We start from the raw sequence: 20791 nt of genomic DNA on the forward strand, positions 1-20791 counted from the left end.
GGATCTCTCCGCCCTGAATAATGACTTTCTTTTTACCCACAATTTTGATGGTATCGGCACTGAGCACCAGCTCACCACCGGCACCGATCGCCACGGCACCGCCCGCGACCAGTGTCGCAGCGCCGCCAGCGGCAACCTGATGAGCACCACCGACAGAGAGGGCGTTGTAACCGCCGACGTTGGTCAGGTTGGCACCGCCCACGTTGGTGGCATTAGCCAACGCCACATTCAGAGCATGGGTCGCGCCCACCACGACACTACGTGCCGCGCCTACTTGTATCGAGGAGGCCAGCGCGATGGATTGCGCCGAAGCACCGAGCACAGTAGATGTCGAGTTAGCCCCAACAACGACACTGCGATTGGCTCCCACATTCAGATCCGCATTAGAACCAATGATTTGTGTTTCATCATTTTTCGTCAGACGAGCCATATTACGCTCGGCCTGTTCCCAGTATTGCTCCAGGCCAGGTTTATCTTCGAAACGCACGCCGTTATAGTTGGTCAGCCCACCACCAATAGTACGGCTGACCATACCACTTTGCGTCGCATTAGCCGGTAAATCCCACGGTGGGCGAGTGACGTTATTGTAGAGACTGCCACTGACCAGCGGGCGATCCGGGTCGCCATTGATACAATCAACCAGCACCTCTTGACCAATACGCGGAATATAAATCCCACCGAAACTGTTCCCAGCCCAAGCCTGACTCACGCGCAACCAGCATGAGTCTGACTCTGCGTTTTTGCCATAACGGTCCCAGACAAAACGCACTTTTACCCGGCCATATTCATCGGTCCACACTTCTTCACCCGGTGGCCCCACCACGATGGCATTCTGTGGCCCGCTGGTTTTTGGCTTGGGTGTGAGTTGTGGATGGCGATAGATCTTGGTGGTTGGCTGAACCGTAAACGTAGTTTCATAGTGAAACTCATCCCCGTGGGACAACTGCGCCACTTCCGATACGGACAAACGGCTGGAGATAACCATGTATTCCCGGTTAGCTTTATCAACCGGGAAGCCTTGCAGCTCAAAGTTAGCGCCGCAAACAATGCCACGAACCTCACCGGAACCGACAGCGCGTGAACCCAGCGCACCACGCTCTTCGATACGTACCCGCGCAAGGTGTTCACCGATATCCGGCTGATCATAATCCCCAGGCCATTGATAGATTTCAAGATCATTAAAACTGGTTTTACGTGGTTTGCTGTCCATCGTTAAAATGTCAGCGCGAGACTTGGTAAAATCGTAGTCGTTATAGACCCAGCGCCCAGTGGTCAACGTTTCCTGAGTCTGGAATTGAGTTATATACTCTTCCCCGGCCTTTGGCTCATCAGAGAGATACTCAATGGTGTGGTAGGCTTCACTGAAATAGCGTTTGTGCGCACCAACATGGTCCACCAGTATTAATTTTTGTTTATGATCATCATGTTCAAAGAACCAGTAAATGCCCCACTCCTCCATTAAACGCTGGAGGAAGTTAAAGTCGGTTTCACCGTATTGCACCTGGAAATCGAGTATTGGGTAAGTTGTCGCTAACCGTTTTTCAAACGGGAAGTTATAGTCGGCGAGCACTTCATCGATAATATCGACCACATTTTTATTCTGATAAATTTTGAAATCAGAGGTTAAATCAGTTAGGTAGAACCAAGGTCGAAGGACAATCTCGAACATCGCCTGATTAGCGTCACGGCCAATAAACCGGGCTTTCTCTACCAGACCAGAAATTTCACGCGTGCCTTTACCGACACCTTTAACATAATCAAGGCCGTTACCATCCAGTTCCATCTCAATGGTCATCTCTTTACCAATTAAGGCTTTAAGATCGACATTGGAGGCCGTTTGCCAAGGAATGGAGGGGTTAGCCGGCGTCTTCGCCGTGATGGTATATGAATACAAAGTCGAGAAGGCTTCCTCTCCTTCTAACTTTGACAGTACCAGCGCAGGCTCACCCAATAAATAGGGCATAGCCGGGCTGCTCAACTTTATTGTCCTTGACATACTAATACCTAATATCTGGTTAATATCGCAAAGTGTTCATTACACTTTTAATTGTTTGTTCATAATGACGAGTCGGTTTCATTAATTTTCCATACCTGTACTGCCTCCAAATCCATAGTTTTGTAAGCTTTAACTTCCTGTTAACTCACCAAATTTCATGCGTACTATCGCTAGTTGCACTCGGGCATTGGAAGCCTCTGAGTAGTTCGTTGATGCTCTCGTTACCGTACGTTAAACCAGACACTTCCAACTCAACGCGGTCTTTACCCATGAGATAGGTCAAGCGTTGCATACCACTGGCATCTTGTTCTACTTCGTCGGCCTTATCTGCCCACTTCAGTAGCGCCCACGGGCCGCGCAGAAGAATATCTGGCATCGCCGCTGCCTGCTCGCGCTGTGCGGTTAAACTGACAATCGTGCCTTGACGGACTCCCGGCCATTTAAAGAAAGAAGGCGTCACCGGGCCGTGGGAATAACGCACAATATTCCCGTCAAAATTCATGATAAGTTGCGTAATTGAAGGTGATAAATAACGCACGGATACTGAGAAATCCAAGGCCACTTTTCGGCCTTCATTGGCATTAAATAATGCATTTCTGATAACCGCAGCCTGCTCAAAGAATTCCAGACCTTCACTACTTGCGCTGCCCTTATACCGCCAAGGGGTCGCAGTGGTATCAACTTTGCTTTCCAGGTTCTTCTTAAAGTAGCTATCCACCGTGCCACCTGCGCCAAAGAAACGCTCGAAATCATTCAAACTGACCACTTTTTCGCTGTCAGCGAAGGGATAGCGCCCCTGTAATGTGTTGCGGCAAATCTCACCGACCCCCATATCAATAGCTTTGGAGGTGTGAGTAATCACTTTATTTTCAAACTTCTGCGATGAGCCGGTTAAGAGTGGCGCAATAATATTCTTAAATGGATCAGGCCAGGTTTGCGACTCTATTGCGATGCGTTCCCCACCATTAGAGATCGGGGGAATATCGCCATATTCAAAGGCATTATTAAACACCACCAGGCGGGTATATTGGTCGTTTAATGCACCAATGACTCGGCTCATTTGTGTTCCCTGAAGAACCGAAAGATTGCTGTTGCTCCCCGCATCACTCGGTTCACCGTTAACAAAGGTGCGTAAGGCGTCAAAGCGGCTATCCACAAATTCCTGAACCAGCTTGTTCTCACGAAATGCGATTTTTTCTTGTACTTTCTTCGCTTGGTTAATTAAATTGCCTTGGTTTCTTATATTGATATCGTCAAGCAACTTTTTCCCTTTTTCCTGCTCTACCAGCGTTGTTTCTTTCACGGCTTGTTTTGCCAAATTGAGCAACGGCGAGTTTTCTGATACCAGCGTTCTCAACAACGCAATATCCAGAGACAGCCCTTCTGCATACTCTCCACTGTCGGCATCAACAGAAATTATGCGCACACTGGAGAGGAAGCGTTTCCAGTACTCTGTATATTCCTTCAAGTAAACTGTCAGGACATCTTGTTGTAGCGCCAAAGGATCAAATGACGAGGAGAGCGGCTGAGCCATCACCCAACGATCCTCTTGCTGAAGCTGCATCAGCAACGGCGTAAGCTTTTTTTTAACCACCTGATGATAACCGGCATGGGTATATAACCCTGGAACCCCTTCATTCAGTAACTCGTCATCTGACAGGGTGAAAACCTGTGTTGCGTTCTCACCCACCATTTTGCGCAATGTCAGATTAGCAGGTGCTTCCACCTGCAAACGAGATTGAACGCGGCTCCACAACCTGGCCGTCACTGTTTTCTCTGCCAGCATTGCCCTGGCCTGCTTAATCAGCTCACTATCTGCCGCTTGCCCATATTGTCGCCACGCTTGTTGCGTGAAAAGCATGTTCAAATGGGAGGCGAAAATGCCTTTTTCTTCATATGGCTCTATTTTCCCGCTTTTCTGCCAGGCCTGCGTCACCTGATCAACCACATAATTCTGATCGAAATGTTCTTCATCGGTGAGCATCAAGTAGAGCTTCAGTGCAACATATACTGCATCTGAATCCCCTGAGCTAATGGCGCTCTTTAATGACACTTCCGCCTCACGCTCCACCATCGGGAATAAATATTTTTGCAAGAAGAAATGATACAAACTGTTCGTACCCTGAGAAATAGCGCCACCGGTGTATAGGCCATAACGCCAGTCAAGATCCGGGTTGCCTACATCCAAAGTACCGTACTCAGGTAGCTGCTGTGTGGCATTCAATAACGTAGGTAACATCTGCTCATTGGTGGTTTTAACATAGCTGCTAACCGTGCCTTCCAAGTGCTGGAGCTTAGTCCCGACCGCCTGTAAATAGCCATCGTTGTGCTGGAAACTGATTAAGAATGCCCACACTAACCAGACCGCCAACCCGATACAGGCCATATGGCCTAGCAGATTCTGGAAGCGGTATTTGGATTGCACTTTGAGGTTATAGCTCACCAAATCGCCATCTTTAGTGATAACGTCGCGGAACAACTGCTTGAGGAAGTATTGTTTTCCATAAGCCGCTTCGCTGATCAGTTGGCCTTCATCATCACTTCTCTGCGAAAGAGAGGCCGGTGACACCGGTTTCTTATGGCTGATAACATTGCGCCACTTCTGAATCAGTGTGCTGTTATTTAACAGACCAATATTCGCTGGCTGGCAACTGCTGACAAAATAGATCCCGCGCAACGTGGTATGGAACTTTGTCTCATCAAAACGCGAGGCAAAGAACACATTTTGCAAGACTTCAGTCACCCGTTGGGATAACAATCTGAAATCCTGAGGCAACGCATACATGCCTTTACGGTCAGTGACGGAATACTCTTCTTGCTGACGCACATGCATGTTATTGCTGATGCGGTTTTCAAGCAGTGCCAACTCAGTGCTGATACGCTGCTCAAGCTCCATATCTGCACGCCCTTTCTCCTCGTTATAAGGGAAAGTCACGCCCCAGATTTGCTCGCGATCTTCAGCGGTTAAATTTCGGAAATATTGATCAAAACCAGATAGTTGATCCAGTTTTGTTATCATTACATATACAGGGAAACGCACGCCGAGCGTCCCTCGGACATCATCTAAACGTGCACGCAGTGTTGCTGACAGGTTGAGTAACTCAACTTTGCTTTTACCCAAAATATCGGTCACCGAAATGGCGATAATAACGCCATTCACCGCTTTGACCGGACGATACTTTTTAAGCGCTTTTAAGATGCCATTCCATTCAATTTGGTTCTCTTTGCCATCATCAATGTATTTACCCGCGGTATCTAAAAACAGCGCATCATTGGAGAATAGGCATTCACAATGCTGAGTCGGCAAATTCTCTTTGCCGATGCGATTCAACTGCTCAGGTAAAGGGAAATCTTGCCCTGACGAGAGGATCAGAGCAGTTTTACCGGCGCTCTTTGTCCCCAGCACCACGAACCAAGGCAGTTCGTTACGCCAACGACTGGAAACAAAAAAACGCTTCCAGAGTGGAATGCCGCTGTGAATACGACGCACATAATTTATGCCATTACGAATCATGGCATTAATCTCAGAAAGGTCAGGTTCGAGTTCAGATTGACCTTTCTTCGAGTTGATAAAGTTATCCAGTAGCGCAGGGTTAAGCGCTAAAGCCCGCATAAAACGCCACACACCATAAAGAATGGTGATAAAGGCGATAAAAGCGATAATTGCGCCACGGCGCAAAGGATCTTCCAGCGGGTGGCTATCGCCGATTAATATAAAGGGAGCGATGACCCATACCGCAGCACAGGCGACCACCGCCAAAATAACAAAGCGTGGCACGTTGAACCAAAAACCCAATAACAGGGCCAGTGCCAACAGTAAGAAAATAATTCTGGGTTCATAACCTTCGAGCGGTCGCGCCTCGCCAAATCCGAGGAAAGGCCCTAAAAACCATATCGCGGCGGCCAGCAACATAAAGCAGCCCACCAACAATATTCGTTTCATGGCCCAGCCAGAAAACAATCGATTCAAATAAGACATTCTATATCTCAATAATTAACAAAGATTTCTACACGGCGATTTTGTGAGCGCCCTGCTGCATCGTCATTACTACTTACAGGCTGCGCATCCCCTTTCCCCTCAAACCGAATTTTATCGGTCGGGATACCGGCTTTTTCCATAAAGCGCGCCACGTTGGCGGCACGTTTTTCAGAAAGCACTTGGTTATTCGGGAAGCCCGGTTTATTAATCGGCATCGAGTCGGTATGCCCGATAATCAGGACTGCACCTTGTACACGATGAACTTCCTGTGCGACGCGCTCGATGACACTCATTATTTCCGGCCGGACCTTATCCGAACCCACCTGGAACATAGTGTCGCCTTTGAAAATGACTTTGCTACGGCTGGTTGTTTCATCCACACTCACTAACTGCTTGGCTATCTCATCTTTTAACAAAATAGTCAGACGTAATTTCTGCGCGGCGACCGGGGGTGCAATAACCGGGCGTTGTAATGCCACCATTCTTTTCAATAAGTTGCTTTCGGGTACCGCGAGAAAGTATTTACTGCCAATAAAGGTGGAAGCGATTAAGAAACCACACAGCAGCATCGATACGCGAACCGGAACAAAGATCCCACGACGTTTTCTGAACTGATGCGTGACCAATCCATGTGGGGAAAGTGCAGTAGGAACCGTATCGCGGGTACTTTGCAGTAGCGTCAATAAACCCTGGCGGATTTTGGTTAATTGCCGATCACCATCTTCGATAATGCTGTAACGACCTTCAAAGCCCAGTCCTAAAATCCGTAACAACACTTCTAAGCAATCGGCATATTCATGCGGGCTCATTGAAAGGCGACCAACTAACAGGAAAAATTTATTCCCGCCATCGTTGTCACCTTCAAAATGGTTCAGCAAGTTACTTTGTGACCAGCCAGACATCACACCCCACGACATGGTGTGAGCCGCTTCATCTAATGCGGTACACAAGCAGTAGCGGACGATAGCCATTTTCTTCCATGAGATATCCGCTTCATCACACACCACGCTAAACAGCGTTATCTCATTTTTCAGGCTCTCTTTAAGTATCTGAACCTGTGACGCATCCGCAATTTTTTCCGGCATCTCGCTTAAGGCACGTAATAACGGCTGCGCGGCCTCCAATAATGGCGTAGGTGAAGCCACCGCTTTCGCCACACGTTGCTGTACACTTTCGCCCCGAAGCTGGGCGGTGTCATAGGGCTGGAATCCCGGAGAACGCGCCGTTTCACGGCTAAACGCCGCGCTGTGCTGCGCGTTATCTGTGCTGTCCGTGTATGTACTCTGCTCATCAAGCAAGAAATGGCCTAACGCCTGCGGATTCATATCCGCATCTCTGCTTTGGTCAAAGGGGGGCATCGGTATTCCCCCGTTCAATTCACTGCTGTCACTCATGAATCTCTAATCCCCCAGAGCTCCATTTTCAATGCCGGGAAGTCGCCGGCCACATGTAATGCAATAGCCCCTGCATTGGAAACTTTGTCCCAGAACGGCCCGCTTTTCATCAATTCGAAATAGACGTACCCCGCGCTGTAAGGAATTTGCCGTGGTGGTACTGGCAAGCGCTGTAACTCAAGACCCGGTAGATGCGAGCGCACCAGTTCATGTAACTGCTGCGGCGCACTGATTTTGGTCTGCACTGAGAATTGATGCTGTAAAACATCCATCGGTAATTGCGCATGAACGGCCAATACCAAATTGGAGAACGAGCGTAATTCGTTAGGCAGCACAGAGGCTGACCACACGCCATTGCCTTTGGGATCCAGCGGGATCATCTGCCCTGCACGAACCAGAATCTGATTGAGCAATTCATGCACATCGTCCACCAACGGGCGAATAGATGGATAAAGTTTGCCGTGGTCATATCCCGGAGCCGGGCGCGGCCGACGCGTTTTGGTACGGATAAAGGTGGATAACTCACCGGCAAATTTGGCTAATTCCTGATAAAGCATGATTGGCGGCAACTCTGGAATATTGCGCAAATGATCAAGAATCGGCTCGTATTTATTAAAAATTTGCAGCAGTAAGTAATCGACAATTTCAGCACTGGCACTGGCTTTACCATCACTGTTTGAAAGGCGTGTAGCGAGCATATCGGCGCGCATTTTAACCAGGCCATTAAGATGGGTCAGCCACTCTGACAACAGTGAACTTGCCGCATAGCCGGTAACCGGAGGAATATAATCCTCCAAGTGCAGTAACACGCTACCATCAGGCTGAATCGCTCTAACTTTAGCCAGTGGCAAACCTATCCATGATTCGGTCATTTCACTTTCAGAAACCAATTTGAGACGCAGCCGCGACAGTTGCACCGGCTTTGGCCCCTGACGAATAGCATTGGTATCGCTAAGATCAGCTTCATAGGCATAAAAACGTGCCAATGAACTTATGTCATGCTCGTCAAAAATAGTTTCATCACTATTATCCAGGCGCAATGGCACCGCCAGATAGATAAGCTTACCCAAATGATCCGGGGTGATGGTGAGCGGCTCAGGCAGTTCGGCATGACCGGGAATATCAAAGGGCGTACCATCCGGTAGCACCCCTTTACCAGACCGCAGTACCAATTTGCCATAGGAGAGCGCTTCGCGATCAATTTCATATTGCGCGAATCCCCAAAAGAATGGGGTGATAGTTGCCGCTCTTTTATGGGCGTAATATTCCAGGTAACGCTCTTGCTGTTGAAAAAGTTGCGGGCGAAGAAAAAGACCCTCACTCCAAACGACTTTGTTAGTTCTCACGACTTAATCCATTTCTTTGATTGATATTGACAGACGCTCAACGCGCACCTTCACGCCAGGATCGCTTGATGGTTTCCCTGGCCATAATTTTTATACCAAGGTTGCACTCGTTTCTTGGGTAATGGGCTAATAAACGCTTTCCACTCCGCCTGTTCAATTTCACGGTAAGCAGCAACAACGCCGATTGCAGTGATTTCACTGTTTAGCGTCAACTCTATTTTTTTTGTCTCATTGGGTAGCATGATTCCGTCATACACTTTCTCCATCTGTTCTTTTAGTGATGGTGTGCCCTCTTCCGTTATAGTGAAGAAATCACTCGACTTAAATTCGTCCGGACTCTTAAGGGTGTAAACTGAGATCCTTAACGGATTGGCCACACCTTTATCATTTGGATTGATATTTTTTGCCGTAGTAAGCTCGACCGACAGTTTCTCAACTTGTGTTGGCTGAGGTTTCGAGCTACATGCCATTACCAATAGCGTTACCAATGCCACAAAAAAGTACTGTGTAATCCGATTAAACCAGCGGATGTTTTTTTTCATACTCAGCCTAATAAAATAAAAACCTTAAGTTTTATCCACAATAATATAGTCACCGCCAGGCTCATCACGTTGCCTTTTACATGCGCCACTCTCGGGTCTTTTTACATCTATTGTGGTTAAAACCTATATTGTGGATAAAACCTGTTACCGAAAAACTTGCCACCCGAAAGTGGCAAGTTTGATGTCTGGTCTAAAACAGCATTGCTTAGCTTTGCTGGTTAGCTTTAACATCGTAGTTAGCAGAAATAACGCCAGATTTATGGCCTTCAGCATTCTGCATAACGTAGTCCTGGGTCATCTTAGTGAATGAGAAACGAACTTCTTCACGTGGACGCGTTTCATCTTCAAGAGAACCGGCCATATCAACACGAGTGATGATTACATCGGTAAATTTAATAGTCAGGTATTCCAGCGGATCGCCACCGGCTTTACGCAAAACGAATTGGATATTCTTGATATGCTTACCCAGCAAGCAGTAGCTCAATAAGTTCGGGCTTGCTTTATCGGTATAATGGGTAAAGCAAAAATCAGAAACAGATGCTTTGCCTGAACCACCGCCTGAACCACTGTGCATATTTGAGTGCTGAGAAACATCCCATTTCCAAGCCAATACCTGGATTTCGTTTTTATGATTAGCATCCAAAGACTCGCCTTCGATACCATCAATCTTAATAAACATATCTTGCGCCATAATAATCCTCTCTAGCACTTCTATTAATGTCACCCAATGCAAAACATTGAGCGTAGGAAGGCCCACGCAATTAAATTACGAAAACTCATCCCTTTCCTATGAAAATAAGCATTACAAATAGTTTATTATTGACTATTACAATACTTTACCTATACACCACTTTTTTTAACGTGATTCAATGTAGTCCATTGAATCACGAAAGGTCTCGCGCGATGTATTGCACGAAAACACATACTTTCCTGCACAAACGATAAAATTAAATGTATTAAAATTCTGCTGCCACAACATGATGCCTGGAAATAATATTTCTCAACCTCCCGTTGTGCTTAATACATTTACTTACGCAACATCTTTCAGTGAAGGCAATTTAGCAACCATACGCAGTGATACAGTCAAACCTTCCAACTGGAAGTGAGGGCGCAGGAAGAATTTTGCCTGGTAATAACCAGGATTACCTTCAACATCTTCAACAATAACTTCAGCGGCAGCCAAAGGACGACGCGCTTTAGTCTCGATAGAAGAGTTTGCCGGGTCACCGTCAACATAGTTCATGACCCAGTCGTTCAACCAGCGTTGCATCTCATCACGCTCTTTGAATGAACCAATTTTGTCACGCACAATACATTTCAGGTAATGGGCAAAACGTGAACAAGCGAACAGGTACGGCAGACGCGCAGACAAGTTGGCGTTAGCTGTTGCATCTGAATCGTAATATTCGGCTGGTTTTTGCAGCGACTGAGCGCCAATAAATGCAGCGTAATCAGTATTTTTTCTGTGAACCAGTGGAATAAAGCCATTCTTAGCCAGTTCCGCTTCACGGCGATCAGAAATAGCGATTTCTGTTGGGCACTTCATGTCAATGCCGCCATCATCGGTCGGGAAGGTATGACATGGCAGACCTTCAACCACACCACCACTTTCCACACCGCGAATCAGGGTACACCAACCATATTCTTTAAATGAACGGTTGATGTTAACAGCCATTGCATACGCCGCGTTGGACCACACATATTTACCGTGGTCAGCGCCATCAGTAGTCTCTTCGAAGTGGAAGGCATCTACCGGATTAGTGCGAATACCGTATGGCAAGCGTGCCAGGAAACGCGGCATTGCCAGGCCAATATAGCGAGAATCTTCAGACTGACGCAGTGAGTTCCATGCTGCATACTCAAGATTCTGCGTGAAGATTTTGGTCAAATCACGCGGATTTGACAGCTCCTGCCAGGACTCCATCTGCAATACTGAAGGAGCTGCACCGGTAATAAAGGGTACGTGGGCAGAAGCGGCAACTTTACCGATTGAAGCCAGCAGATCAACGTCAGGTGCTGTATGGTCAAAATAGTAATCCGCCACCAGGCAACCATAAGGTTCGCCACCCAGTTGACCATACTCTTCTTCATATACTTTTTTGAATAATGGACTTTGATCCCACGCCACACCTTTATAACGCTTCATGTTGCGGCGTAATTCGTCTTTAGAGATGTCGAGGAAACGCAATCTCAATTTCTCATCAGTTTCGGTGTTATTCACTAAATAGTGCAGACCACGCCATGCACTTTCCAGAGACTGGAACTCTTGATGATGCAAAATTAAATTGATCTGTTCAGACAGTTTGCTATCGATTTCAGCAATAATAGAGGCAATGCTCTTATAAGCATCGTCAGATACTGTTACTGAGTTAGCCAGCGCCTGCTCAGCTAACGTTTTAACAGCACCTTCGACTGCCGCTTTGGTCTGCTCAGACTTTGCTTTGAATTCTTTGGTCAATAACGAATTAAAATCGCTATATTCAGTCGCAGTGGCTGCTGCGGCTGGTTTATTTTTTGCTTCTAAAGTGGACATGGTTTCTCTCTTCCTAATCAATCTTACTGTGCAGCATCAACAGCGGATTGCTTTGTTTTCGGTGCGGATGCCAGTGTTGCCAGTAATGATTTATCTTTCAGAAGTTTCATTACTAATTCCTCTGCACCTGCCTTGCCATCCATATAGGTTTGCAAGTTTGCCAATTGAGTGCGGGCATCTAACAATTGAGACAGAGAATCGACTTTCTTAGCGATTTCATCTGGAGAGAAGTCATTCAGACTCTCAAAAGTAATATCTACCATCAACTGACCTTCACCTGTCAGCGTATTTTTCACAGCAAATGCAACGCGTGGTTTCATTGCTTTCATACGCTCATCGAAATTATCAATATCGATGTCCAGTAGTTTTCTGTCCGCGACTGAAGGTAGGGGTTCCAGAGGCTTGCCAGATAAATCAGCCAGCACGCCCATAACAAATGGCAGCTCAACTTTCTTCTCACTACCGTATATTTCCACATCGTATTCAATCTGTACGCGTGGCGCTCGGTTTCGAGCGATGAATTTTTGGGAATTACTTTTACTAACCATATATGCCTTTTATTCAAAACGTATTTTAAAATCATCAGGAAATAAGCTTCCTGAACCGCTATTGGAGAGATCAAATGTAAAAAATAATACTAAAACGTGTCCCCCCTATTTATAAACCAACTCGATACCGGCAGTTGCTCTAACCTGCCCGGGGGTTACCGCATTCGTACCTTTTGCATAATAACCCGCTAAAAAATAGTGGGTGACATCTTCACCGGAACTGGAAATAACATATTCCTGAACACTATTCTCATCGCCAACTACCATTTGTTGCCCTGCAGCTTTACTTAATCTTATTTGCGCATTCTTGCTAAAATCATCAGCTACTTCATTTTGTAAATTTCCGGTTGCGGCATCCGGCACCATACCGCCAGCACCAATAAAGCGTAATGACACCGTTCTATTTACCGGACATAGCTTCAGCGCAATTTGAAATTGCTGTTTACCAGCTTCTGCTCCATCTGTTTTTAATTTACTGGTCGACAAAGTCGGTAATGAGACAGACTCTGAAGATGAACCATCATTAATACTGACTTCGCAGGTATCTTCTAAATACTCGCCGATAAACGAAACCTGAACCTTACAATCTGTCGCTCCTGCACATGCACTGGCTGCCTGAACTGGCTGGTGCACAATAAAAGCAGCTACCAGCGACAGCAGAAATAAGGCAAACCTCAGTACAACATTACTTTTTAACCACGAAGACATATCACCTCCAACTGCTGTATTTGCGTGCTTTCTGTCTTCGTTACCGTGTTTGCTTCCGTGCCTGAATGGATATGGCATGTATCCTTGCCGCCATTCTGAGTGACATGCAATGGTTGCTGCCCTGGAACCCAACCACGAATAAATGCCATACCACCTTGTCCGACAATTCCTTGACTCACACCATTTGCATCCAATAACTCGGAACCGATAGGAATAAACGCTTTATTTTCGTCCCTAACAATCAGCATCAATGGAGCACCAATCATGGTCTTCATATCGACCGGAATCATTGCTCCGGTTCTAGGTACGACCGTTTTCTGGTTCTCAAGCACATCGACCGTTTCAGGTAAATCATTGTAATCAATTGCAATGTTATTTTCCCGGTACGGCGTCAGCGATGGCATGATGGCGTATCCTCGACGGTCAATCTTCGCACCGTTACCATTAAACAACTTGGCCCCTTCAGCCCCTTCAGCATGGACGATGGCAAAAGGCGCATCGCCAAGTCGTGGGCCGATAGTCACACCACCCCGATGGGCTACCAGGCTGCCGTTCGCCGAAGCGGAAAGCTGTTTCGACGCATCATTATTGGCAGATGCCGTCATACCAAACTGGCCAACCGGTGTCTGATAATTAACATTACCCGTCACCGTCTTCGCCGCAGAGGTCTCACTACGACTGGCATACGATGTCCCGACACCATAAGTCAGCTCACTTTGCTCTCCGCTGCTGCCATTCGCGTTCATCTGCACCACTGAGTTCCCAGCATCATCGTGACTAACCATCGAGTAAAGCGAACTAAATACAGGTCGATTAATCCCGCTCCCCCCAAGAGGGATACTGATGGAAAGCATATAACTATTTTCATTATCTCTATTGTTGCTGGTATTGCTTTTGTTGCTGTCGCTACTATTACTGGTGCGCAACGCCGTCACAGCATAAGAGAAATAACGCAACGAGTGGTTAAACGTCACGGCATATTGCTTTGACGTATCCTGATTTCCCCAGTAGCTATAAAAACTGCTGTTCAGGTTAAGCGACATATTGTCAGCTACACGCTGAGAAACACTGAGTGACAGGCGGTTACGTGTACGTAAGTCAATATCGTCACTGCCACTCTTGGCGCCATAGTGGTCCAGGCTTGCTTCTCTAAAACTGTAAAATCCCTTGGAAGAGTATCGATACGCCGCTAAAGTCAGGTTGGTATCGGTTTCTCCAACGTATTTGCTATAGTCAATTTTGTAGCTATTCCCTGATGAACGGCGATCATCAGCCAATTCACTTCTCGCATGAGTGACATCCATTGAGATGCCACCAATCGGGGTATTAAATGCGTTACCTATCCCCACCGAGCTATAGTTTTCTGCCAATTGTGCGCCACTATACAAGGTGTAGGTGTTACCTAAGCCGTAGTGATACGCGCCTTGTACGATGGTCGGATGCGCATTAACGCTACTGTCATTAAGCTGCCCTGCGGCAATATCAAATTGTGATACCCCTCGGTAAAGCAGCATCGGTGGTGCTGAAAAAGGGATCCTCTGTGTACGGGTTCTCCCATCAGATTCGGTAATAGTCATCTCCAAATCACCGCCGTAAGCCATAGTACCGATATCGGCTAATTCAAAAGCACCAGGCGTTACTACCGTCTCATACACTGTCTGCCCACGCTGCCTTACGGTGACTCTGGCGTTAGACTCCGCCACACCACGCACCACCGGAGAATAATTTCGTATCCCTTCCGCTAACATGCGGTTATCTGATGCCAACTGAACACCACGTAATCCGTAACTATCGAATAAGTTGCCGTTAGTATCACTGTCACCCACAGTTAGCTGACTTTTCAACGAAGTAATATCCGTTGCCGCATAACCATACAAATTTTGGGTATGCATACCATCATCATTCGCCCAGCTACTGTTAAGCCGTTTTCTTAAGCGCCACTCACCAATATTTACTCCTGCACTCAAACCGATATTGCCGTTATACGAATTTGATGCTGAATCGTTGTCATGATGTCCATTAAAAACACTATAAATATTGCTGTTATAATCCAGGAATCCTACCGGCCCGCCGGCATCCCACAAACTGGAATCAATATATCCGCGTGGGTGTTTCACTAAATTAAACTGTGGAACAGTGATTGAAAGTTCAAAGTCCCCAGAGTTATAACTGCTGCTACTGTCGCTAATTAAATCTTTTAACCGATAACACTGATCTTTTGCTGCAACTTTCACATTTTCAGGTATATGGGTAGTGCCATTGAGTTCAACTCTCAGCCCTAATGCATCAAGCTGATCTAATCTAAAACAAGGTTTAGCCGTTGACTCGCCGCTATAGACTTCAAAGCGGATATTATGCTTACCGACCATTTTTCCGTTAACGATGACCATGACATCATAGGTGCCAGGTGCCACCGGGTTTTCTTCCATATACCGCGAAACATCAACGGATAAACCGTGAATAAACGCAGGATTGAACTCAACGGCTGTGGCTACAGTATTATTATTTGTACTCGCAACTGGTGCCGCTATTACGCTTCTATTTATTAGCAAAGCCGAACTTATAACTGTAATCGTGAAACCCAATGAAGCTTTATAGGGTAAATTAACCAGACTATCGATTTTATTTTCTATGTAGCGTGCTATACATGAGTGACTCACGATCAAAACTCCCTTTAATATCGTCCTTTTAGTGATAAGTACTTAGGGTTTATCCTGCCCTAAACTAACATCACTGCTAACGCTTATTTTTTAACGAGAATCCCTTTCCCTTGCGTAAACGATAAATTTTCTTCAATAGGAGCACCGTAATCGTTTAATATTTTAAAATTCACCGCCGAGATACTCGATATTTTATTTTGCGGATAAAAAGTCAGTGTTGAAAACGGAGCGAGCATTTCCGTATTCAGATCAACTTTTTTCCCACCGGCAGTCGCAACAGCATTATCAAAGGAAAAATAATAAGGTGTTGGGTTTGTTACCTTAACGCCCAGACCTTTTTGGCTATCACTCGCCAGTTCCCATTGCAACTTCTCTCTCTGTTCAGAACTACTACTGCCTAAAGCAGTTGGTCGATAAAATATTTTAATTCGGGTGCGAAAAGCCAGTTCAAGTTTATTTTTATCTGCACCGTCTTTTTGTACTGGCGGAATTTCCAACATATTGAACCAAAATACTGATTCTTTATCCTGTGGTAATGTCATGCCGTTATAAATCATCCGTACACTTTGCCCTTTCCCCCCCTCAACACGAAATACCGGAGGCGTAACCATAAAGGGAATCGCTACATCATTAATATTGGCATTACTCTTTCCATCATCGACCCAAACTTGTACTAACGCTGGCTGCGTGCCTTTATTATTAGTACGCACGCTGACTTCTTTTTGGGCAGACGGAAATATCACTCGAGTGCCACTAATCGTCATAGATGCATACGCTGGAATGCTGCCTGCAATCAGCGACAATACTAAAATAATTTTTTTATAAGACATCACGCTACCAAATAATAAATCTTTTAATGAGAAAATTTTTATAACAGCTTACTGCCAGTACTTTCACTAGCCTGCGCAGCAAGCTGTTATTACTTTCTGACACTTAACCCTATTAAATAGGGATAACAAACTTATCGCCCAAAGGGGGATTAGTTATAAGCCAGTACGTATTGAACTTGAGCAGTCACAGTACCCGCAGTCGTTGCGTCAGTTGCATAGTAACCACCGGCATATGACAGGCTAGCAGTACCAGGAGCTGCACTAGCGCCAGGAATAACGTCAAACTTAGCACCCGTATCACCAACACGGATTTGAGTATTGGTTGCAATATCGTACAGGCGAACTTCAACTTTGCCCGCAGGATCAGTTGCAGCTGTGTTTGTCAGGTTACCGGTAGTTGGGTTAGAACCGGTGCTGTTGATCGCTTCAAAGTGAGCAGCCACTTTAGTGATTTCAACTGGGCAGTTAACGACATCAATAACGAAGCTGGTAGAGCCGGCTTCTTGACCAGATGTTTTCAGATTCTGGGTAGAAAGCGTTGGCAATGTTACTTTCACATCTTTGCTCGTTGGTGCAACTTCACAAGTTTCGTCGATTAACTTACCGTTGAAGGTAACAGTACCGTCGGTTGCTGCAAAAGCAGTCGCTGAAGCTACTGACAGGGCCAATGCACATACCGCTAGATTTACTTTACGCATAACTTTCATCCTTTAGTTTACTTTCCAAAAATATCATTAATTAAATAAAGCACATATATAGTTAACACCTGCGCGAGCAGATCCGCCCTATTCTTTTTTGCATTTCATTTTTACAAGAAACAGCAAATTCCTTTTTGCGGTAAAATAGTTAGCTAACATCAGTTTGGATTTGATGTTTTTTATTTATTTACCATTTTCATTCAACACAGAAACTGTAAATCTCTTCTCACTCTTATCAACGAAAACGATCTGATTAGGCTTCGCATCGTGGTCGCGTAAAATAAACTTACCAATTTCTGGTGTAATATTCTGTTCAATATAACGAATCAACATACGTGCACCCGTTTCTGCAACTGAGCAACGGCTTACAACGTCGTCAACGACCTCATCGCTGTATTGCAAGGTGAGCTGATGTTGTGACTGCAAACGTTCGCCAATACGATCCAAATGCAACCGAACAATATGCTGCAACGCACTTTGCTGTAGCGGTAAATAAGGAATCACAGTGACGCGACCTAAAAATGCGGCCGGGAACACTTTCAGTAATTCCGGTTGTAAAGCACTTAATATTCCATCCTGATCCGGCGCGGTATCTGGGTCCGCTAATAAGTTACTTAACAATTCACTGCCGACATTACTGGTTAACAACAAAATTGTATTTTTAAAATCGATAAAGCGCCCTTCACCATCTTCCATCTGACCTTTATCAAATACCTGGAAGAACAGTTCGTGTACATCTGAATGTGCTTTTTCAATTTCGTCTAACAGCACCACACTATATGGTTTACGACGCACAGCCTCAGTTAATACACCACCCTCGCCATAACCCACGTAGCCCGGTGGTGAGCCTTTTAATGAGGAAACCGTGTGTGATTCCTGATATTCGCTCATATTGATAGTGATAAGATTCTGCTCACCACCATACATACTTTCAGCAATGGCCAATGCCGTTTCTGTTTTACCCACACCAGACGGGCCAACTAGCATAAAGACGCCCAGCGGTTTTCTTGGGTCTGCCATGCCGGCACGCGCAGTCATGATGTTTTCACTCAACTGCACCAACGCATGTGGTTGACCAATAACACGTTCTTCAAGACGTTGTGGCAATTCCATCACCGCGCGAATATCGTCTTTCAGCATTTGTCCAACCTGAATCCCGGTCCAGTCTGCAACGATATTGGCAATCACGGTTGCGTTAACCTCAGCTTGCACCAATGGCTGTACGCTACGAACCTGCAAAAGCTGCTCTTCTAGCTGTGCTAATTGCTGCTGATGCTGCTGGCGCTTTTCTTCATCCACTGTTGGCTGTGAAACCAGTTCATACAGATCACTTCGCGTAGTGGTAATCGCGGCGACCAACTCTCGCTCTGCCTGCCAACGTTGGTCAAGCTTGCTTGCAGCTTCTGAATGCTGGGCTATCATCGCTTGTAATTGCTCAGCACGATCGCCCTGCTCTTTACCAAAGTGCCGCGCTTTTTCCAGCGACGACAACTCGGTTTGTGCTGTTTCACTCTGGAATGTCAGTTGCTGCAATTCTGCTGGTTGTGAAAATTGTGCGACAGCAACGCGTGCACAAGCGGTATCAAGCAGACTAATCGCTTTATCCGGCAACTGGCGCGCAGGGATATAACGGTGCGATAACCGTACCGCTGCTTGCAAGGCTTCATCCATGATCCACACGCCATGATGTTTCTCTAATGCCGGTGTCAGCCCACGCAGCATGGAGATTGCAGTATTCTCATCAGGTTCATCGACCTGAAGCACCTGGAAACGACGCGTTAGCGCCGGATCTTTTTCGATATGGCGTTTAAACTCACTCCACGTAGTGGCACCGATGGTACGTAACTGACCACGCGCCAAGGCCGGTTTGAGTAGGTTCGCTGCATCACCTGTACCTGCATTCCCGCCAGCCCCTACCAGAGTGTGGACTTCATCTATAAACAAGATTACCGGTGTAGGTGAAGCCATCGCCTCGTCTAACACATTCTTCAGACGGGCTTCAAACTCGCCTTTCATGCTGGCACCCGCAGAGAGGGCAACAACATCCAGCGTCAACAGGCTTACCTGACTCAGTGCTGGCGGCATTTCACCCGCTGCAATAGCCAGAGCCAGACCTTCAACTACCGCCGTTTTACCCACGCCAGCCTCACCGGTCAGCAGCGGGTTGTTTTGCCGACGGCGCAGCAAAATATCCACCATCGTGCTGATTTCATGATTACGCCCCAGCACCGGGTCTATCTTGCCTTCGCGGGCTAATGCAGTCAGGTCTGTTGTGTACTGCGCCAAGGTTGCGGTGCTTTTGCCGCCAATCGCATTGCTGGCCTCACCGGGTAATGCACCGTCATACATTGGACTACCGTCGGTGGCCGCTTCATTCGTTTCCGGCGATGCCTGCGTAATAAAGTTAAAATCACTACTCAAATGCTCCAGAGGAATTTTTTCCATCTCTGGTGCAATCGTAAACAGTGCCCGGCGCAGTTCCATATTGGTTAGCATTGCCAACAACAGATGACCGCTACGAATGCGTGTATCTAAACATTCCAGGCTGGCGTACACCCATGCCCGCTCAATAGCTAATTCGATATGGTATGAAAAATCTGAGATGCTGGTCGCGCCAACTGGCAGACGGGCCAGCGCTTGAGCTAACCCACGCTCAAAAGCATCTACATCCACAGCAAAATAACGAATAATATGTTTAAGGTCGTTATCTTCCTGGTGCCAGAGTTGATTCACCCAGTGAACTAACTCTACATAAGGGTTGCCGCGTAATTTACAAATCGTAGTCGCGCTTTCAATACCTTTGAAAAGAGTGGCATCCAGCTTGCCGAAAAGGTTTTTCCTTGTAATAGCCACGTTGTTTATCCTGGTCTTTTTAACTGTATTCACATCTGCATGTATTTATGTCTACATGTGTATATCAGCTTATATGTTTATGTGTGTTCATGTAGTGTCACGAGGTAATTATTATTACGCCGCGAACTTTTGTGGGGCTAAGAGTAATGGGATGAAATAGAAAACGAAAGTGTATTTATTCGATATTCTGCATTTTAAGAATTTCGCTCACCTTTATATCCTACTAGGATAAATATATATTAAGATCTGACGAAGCACTCGCGTAGGATAATTCCATTAATCACTCGGAAACTTCCTACAAATAGAAATATAAACAAAATTTAAATAAAATAGAGATAAAAGTAAATTAGGAATAGTGCCCACACCAAAGTCCTAAAGTTCCACCAAGCACATGGCTTAACTAATTGATTAAAATGAATATTATATTATAACGCCGCACGCTTACATTATAGACACTTTAAAGTGCGTTGAGCCAAACATACATGCATGTAATAATTCCTTCTATTAAGTAGGATTAAAAATATTATTATAAATCTTCACCTGCATCATCAGTACCGCAGATGAAGATGAGAACTATTATTTTTTACGCGTGTAAATATAATTGATAAAACTATTATTTCGTTATCTCTGAATGCGTTGAATCCGAATAAATCAACATAAACAGACGCAATTCTGCTGATTTAGGCGAACTAAAGCTGACATAA

The 20791-nt window shown here is 45.9% G+C and carries 12 protein-coding genes and 1 pseudogene; all 13 read right to left on the reverse strand.

Going from position 1 to position 20791, the window contains the following annotated elements:
* A partial coding sequence (locus YALDO0001_RS01215; RefSeq protein ID WP_084742727.1) for a type VI secretion system Vgr family protein occupies positions 1–1996 on the reverse strand: 1996 nt, incomplete at its 3' end.
* A gap of 145 nt (positions 1997–2141) precedes the next feature.
* A complete protein-coding gene (gene tssM, locus YALDO0001_RS01220) occupies positions 2142–5975 on the reverse strand; it encodes a type VI secretion system membrane subunit TssM (RefSeq protein WP_004699288.1) in 3834 nt (1277 codons plus the stop codon).
* Positions 5976–5983: 8 nt separating this feature from the next.
* The gene (tssL, locus tag YALDO0001_RS01225) at positions 5984–7369 is read right to left on the reverse strand and encodes a type VI secretion system protein TssL, long form (protein ID WP_042839225.1); all 1386 of its coding nucleotides are present in this window, start codon (positions 7367–7369) and stop codon (positions 5984–5986) included.
* Positions 7366–8715, reverse strand: coding sequence for a type VI secretion system baseplate subunit TssK (gene tssK, locus YALDO0001_RS01230; RefSeq protein WP_004699293.1), 1350 nt, complete (start codon positions 8713–8715; stop codon positions 7366–7368). Before tssK ends, tssL begins: the two co-directional genes overlap by 4 nt.
* Before the next feature lie 3 nt (positions 8716–8718).
* A pseudogene (gene tssJ / locus YALDO0001_RS01235) lies at positions 8719–9257 on the reverse strand (type VI secretion system lipoprotein TssJ).
* A 205-nt stretch (positions 9258–9462) separates the two neighbouring features.
* A complete protein-coding gene (locus YALDO0001_RS01240; RefSeq protein ID WP_042548419.1) occupies positions 9463–9948 on the reverse strand; it encodes an Hcp family type VI secretion system effector in 486 nt (161 codons plus the stop codon).
* A 339-nt stretch (positions 9949–10287) separates the two neighbouring features.
* The gene (tssC, locus tag YALDO0001_RS01245; RefSeq protein ID WP_004699298.1) at positions 10288–11790 is read right to left on the reverse strand and encodes a type VI secretion system contractile sheath large subunit; all 1503 of its coding nucleotides are present in this window, start codon (positions 11788–11790) and stop codon (positions 10288–10290) included.
* 23 nt (positions 11791–11813) lie between these two features.
* Positions 11814–12338, reverse strand: a complete 525-nt coding sequence (tssB, locus tag YALDO0001_RS01250; RefSeq protein ID WP_042548418.1) for a type VI secretion system contractile sheath small subunit — start codon at positions 12336–12338, stop codon at positions 11814–11816.
* Positions 12339–12443: 105 nt separating this feature from the next.
* Positions 12444–13046, reverse strand: a complete 603-nt coding sequence (locus tag YALDO0001_RS01255) for a fimbrial protein (protein WP_042839226.1) — start codon at positions 13044–13046, stop codon at positions 12444–12446.
* Positions 13031–15706: a fimbria/pilus outer membrane usher protein gene (locus tag YALDO0001_RS20580; RefSeq protein ID WP_072078113.1), complete on the reverse strand. Its 2676-nt coding sequence runs from the start codon at positions 15704–15706 to the stop codon at positions 13031–13033. Before YALDO0001_RS20580 ends, YALDO0001_RS01255 begins: the two co-directional genes overlap by 16 nt.
* A gap of 83 nt (positions 15707–15789) precedes the next feature.
* Positions 15790–16536, reverse strand: coding sequence for a fimbria/pilus periplasmic chaperone (locus tag YALDO0001_RS01270; protein ID WP_004699305.1), 747 nt, complete (start codon positions 16534–16536; stop codon positions 15790–15792).
* 149 nt (positions 16537–16685) lie between these two features.
* Complete coding sequence (locus tag YALDO0001_RS01275) at positions 16686–17243, reverse strand: fimbrial protein (RefSeq protein ID WP_004699307.1); 558 nt, start codon at positions 17241–17243, stop codon at positions 16686–16688.
* A 174-nt stretch (positions 17244–17417) separates the two neighbouring features.
* Positions 17418–20087: a type VI secretion system ATPase TssH gene (tssH, locus tag YALDO0001_RS01280; protein ID WP_004699309.1), complete on the reverse strand. Its 2670-nt coding sequence runs from the start codon at positions 20085–20087 to the stop codon at positions 17418–17420.
* Between the last annotated feature and the right edge of the window lie 704 nt (positions 20088–20791).

This window comes from Yersinia aldovae ATCC 35236, from assembly GCF_000173735.1.
Classification (GTDB): domain Bacteria; phylum Pseudomonadota; class Gammaproteobacteria; order Enterobacterales; family Enterobacteriaceae; genus Yersinia; species Yersinia aldovae.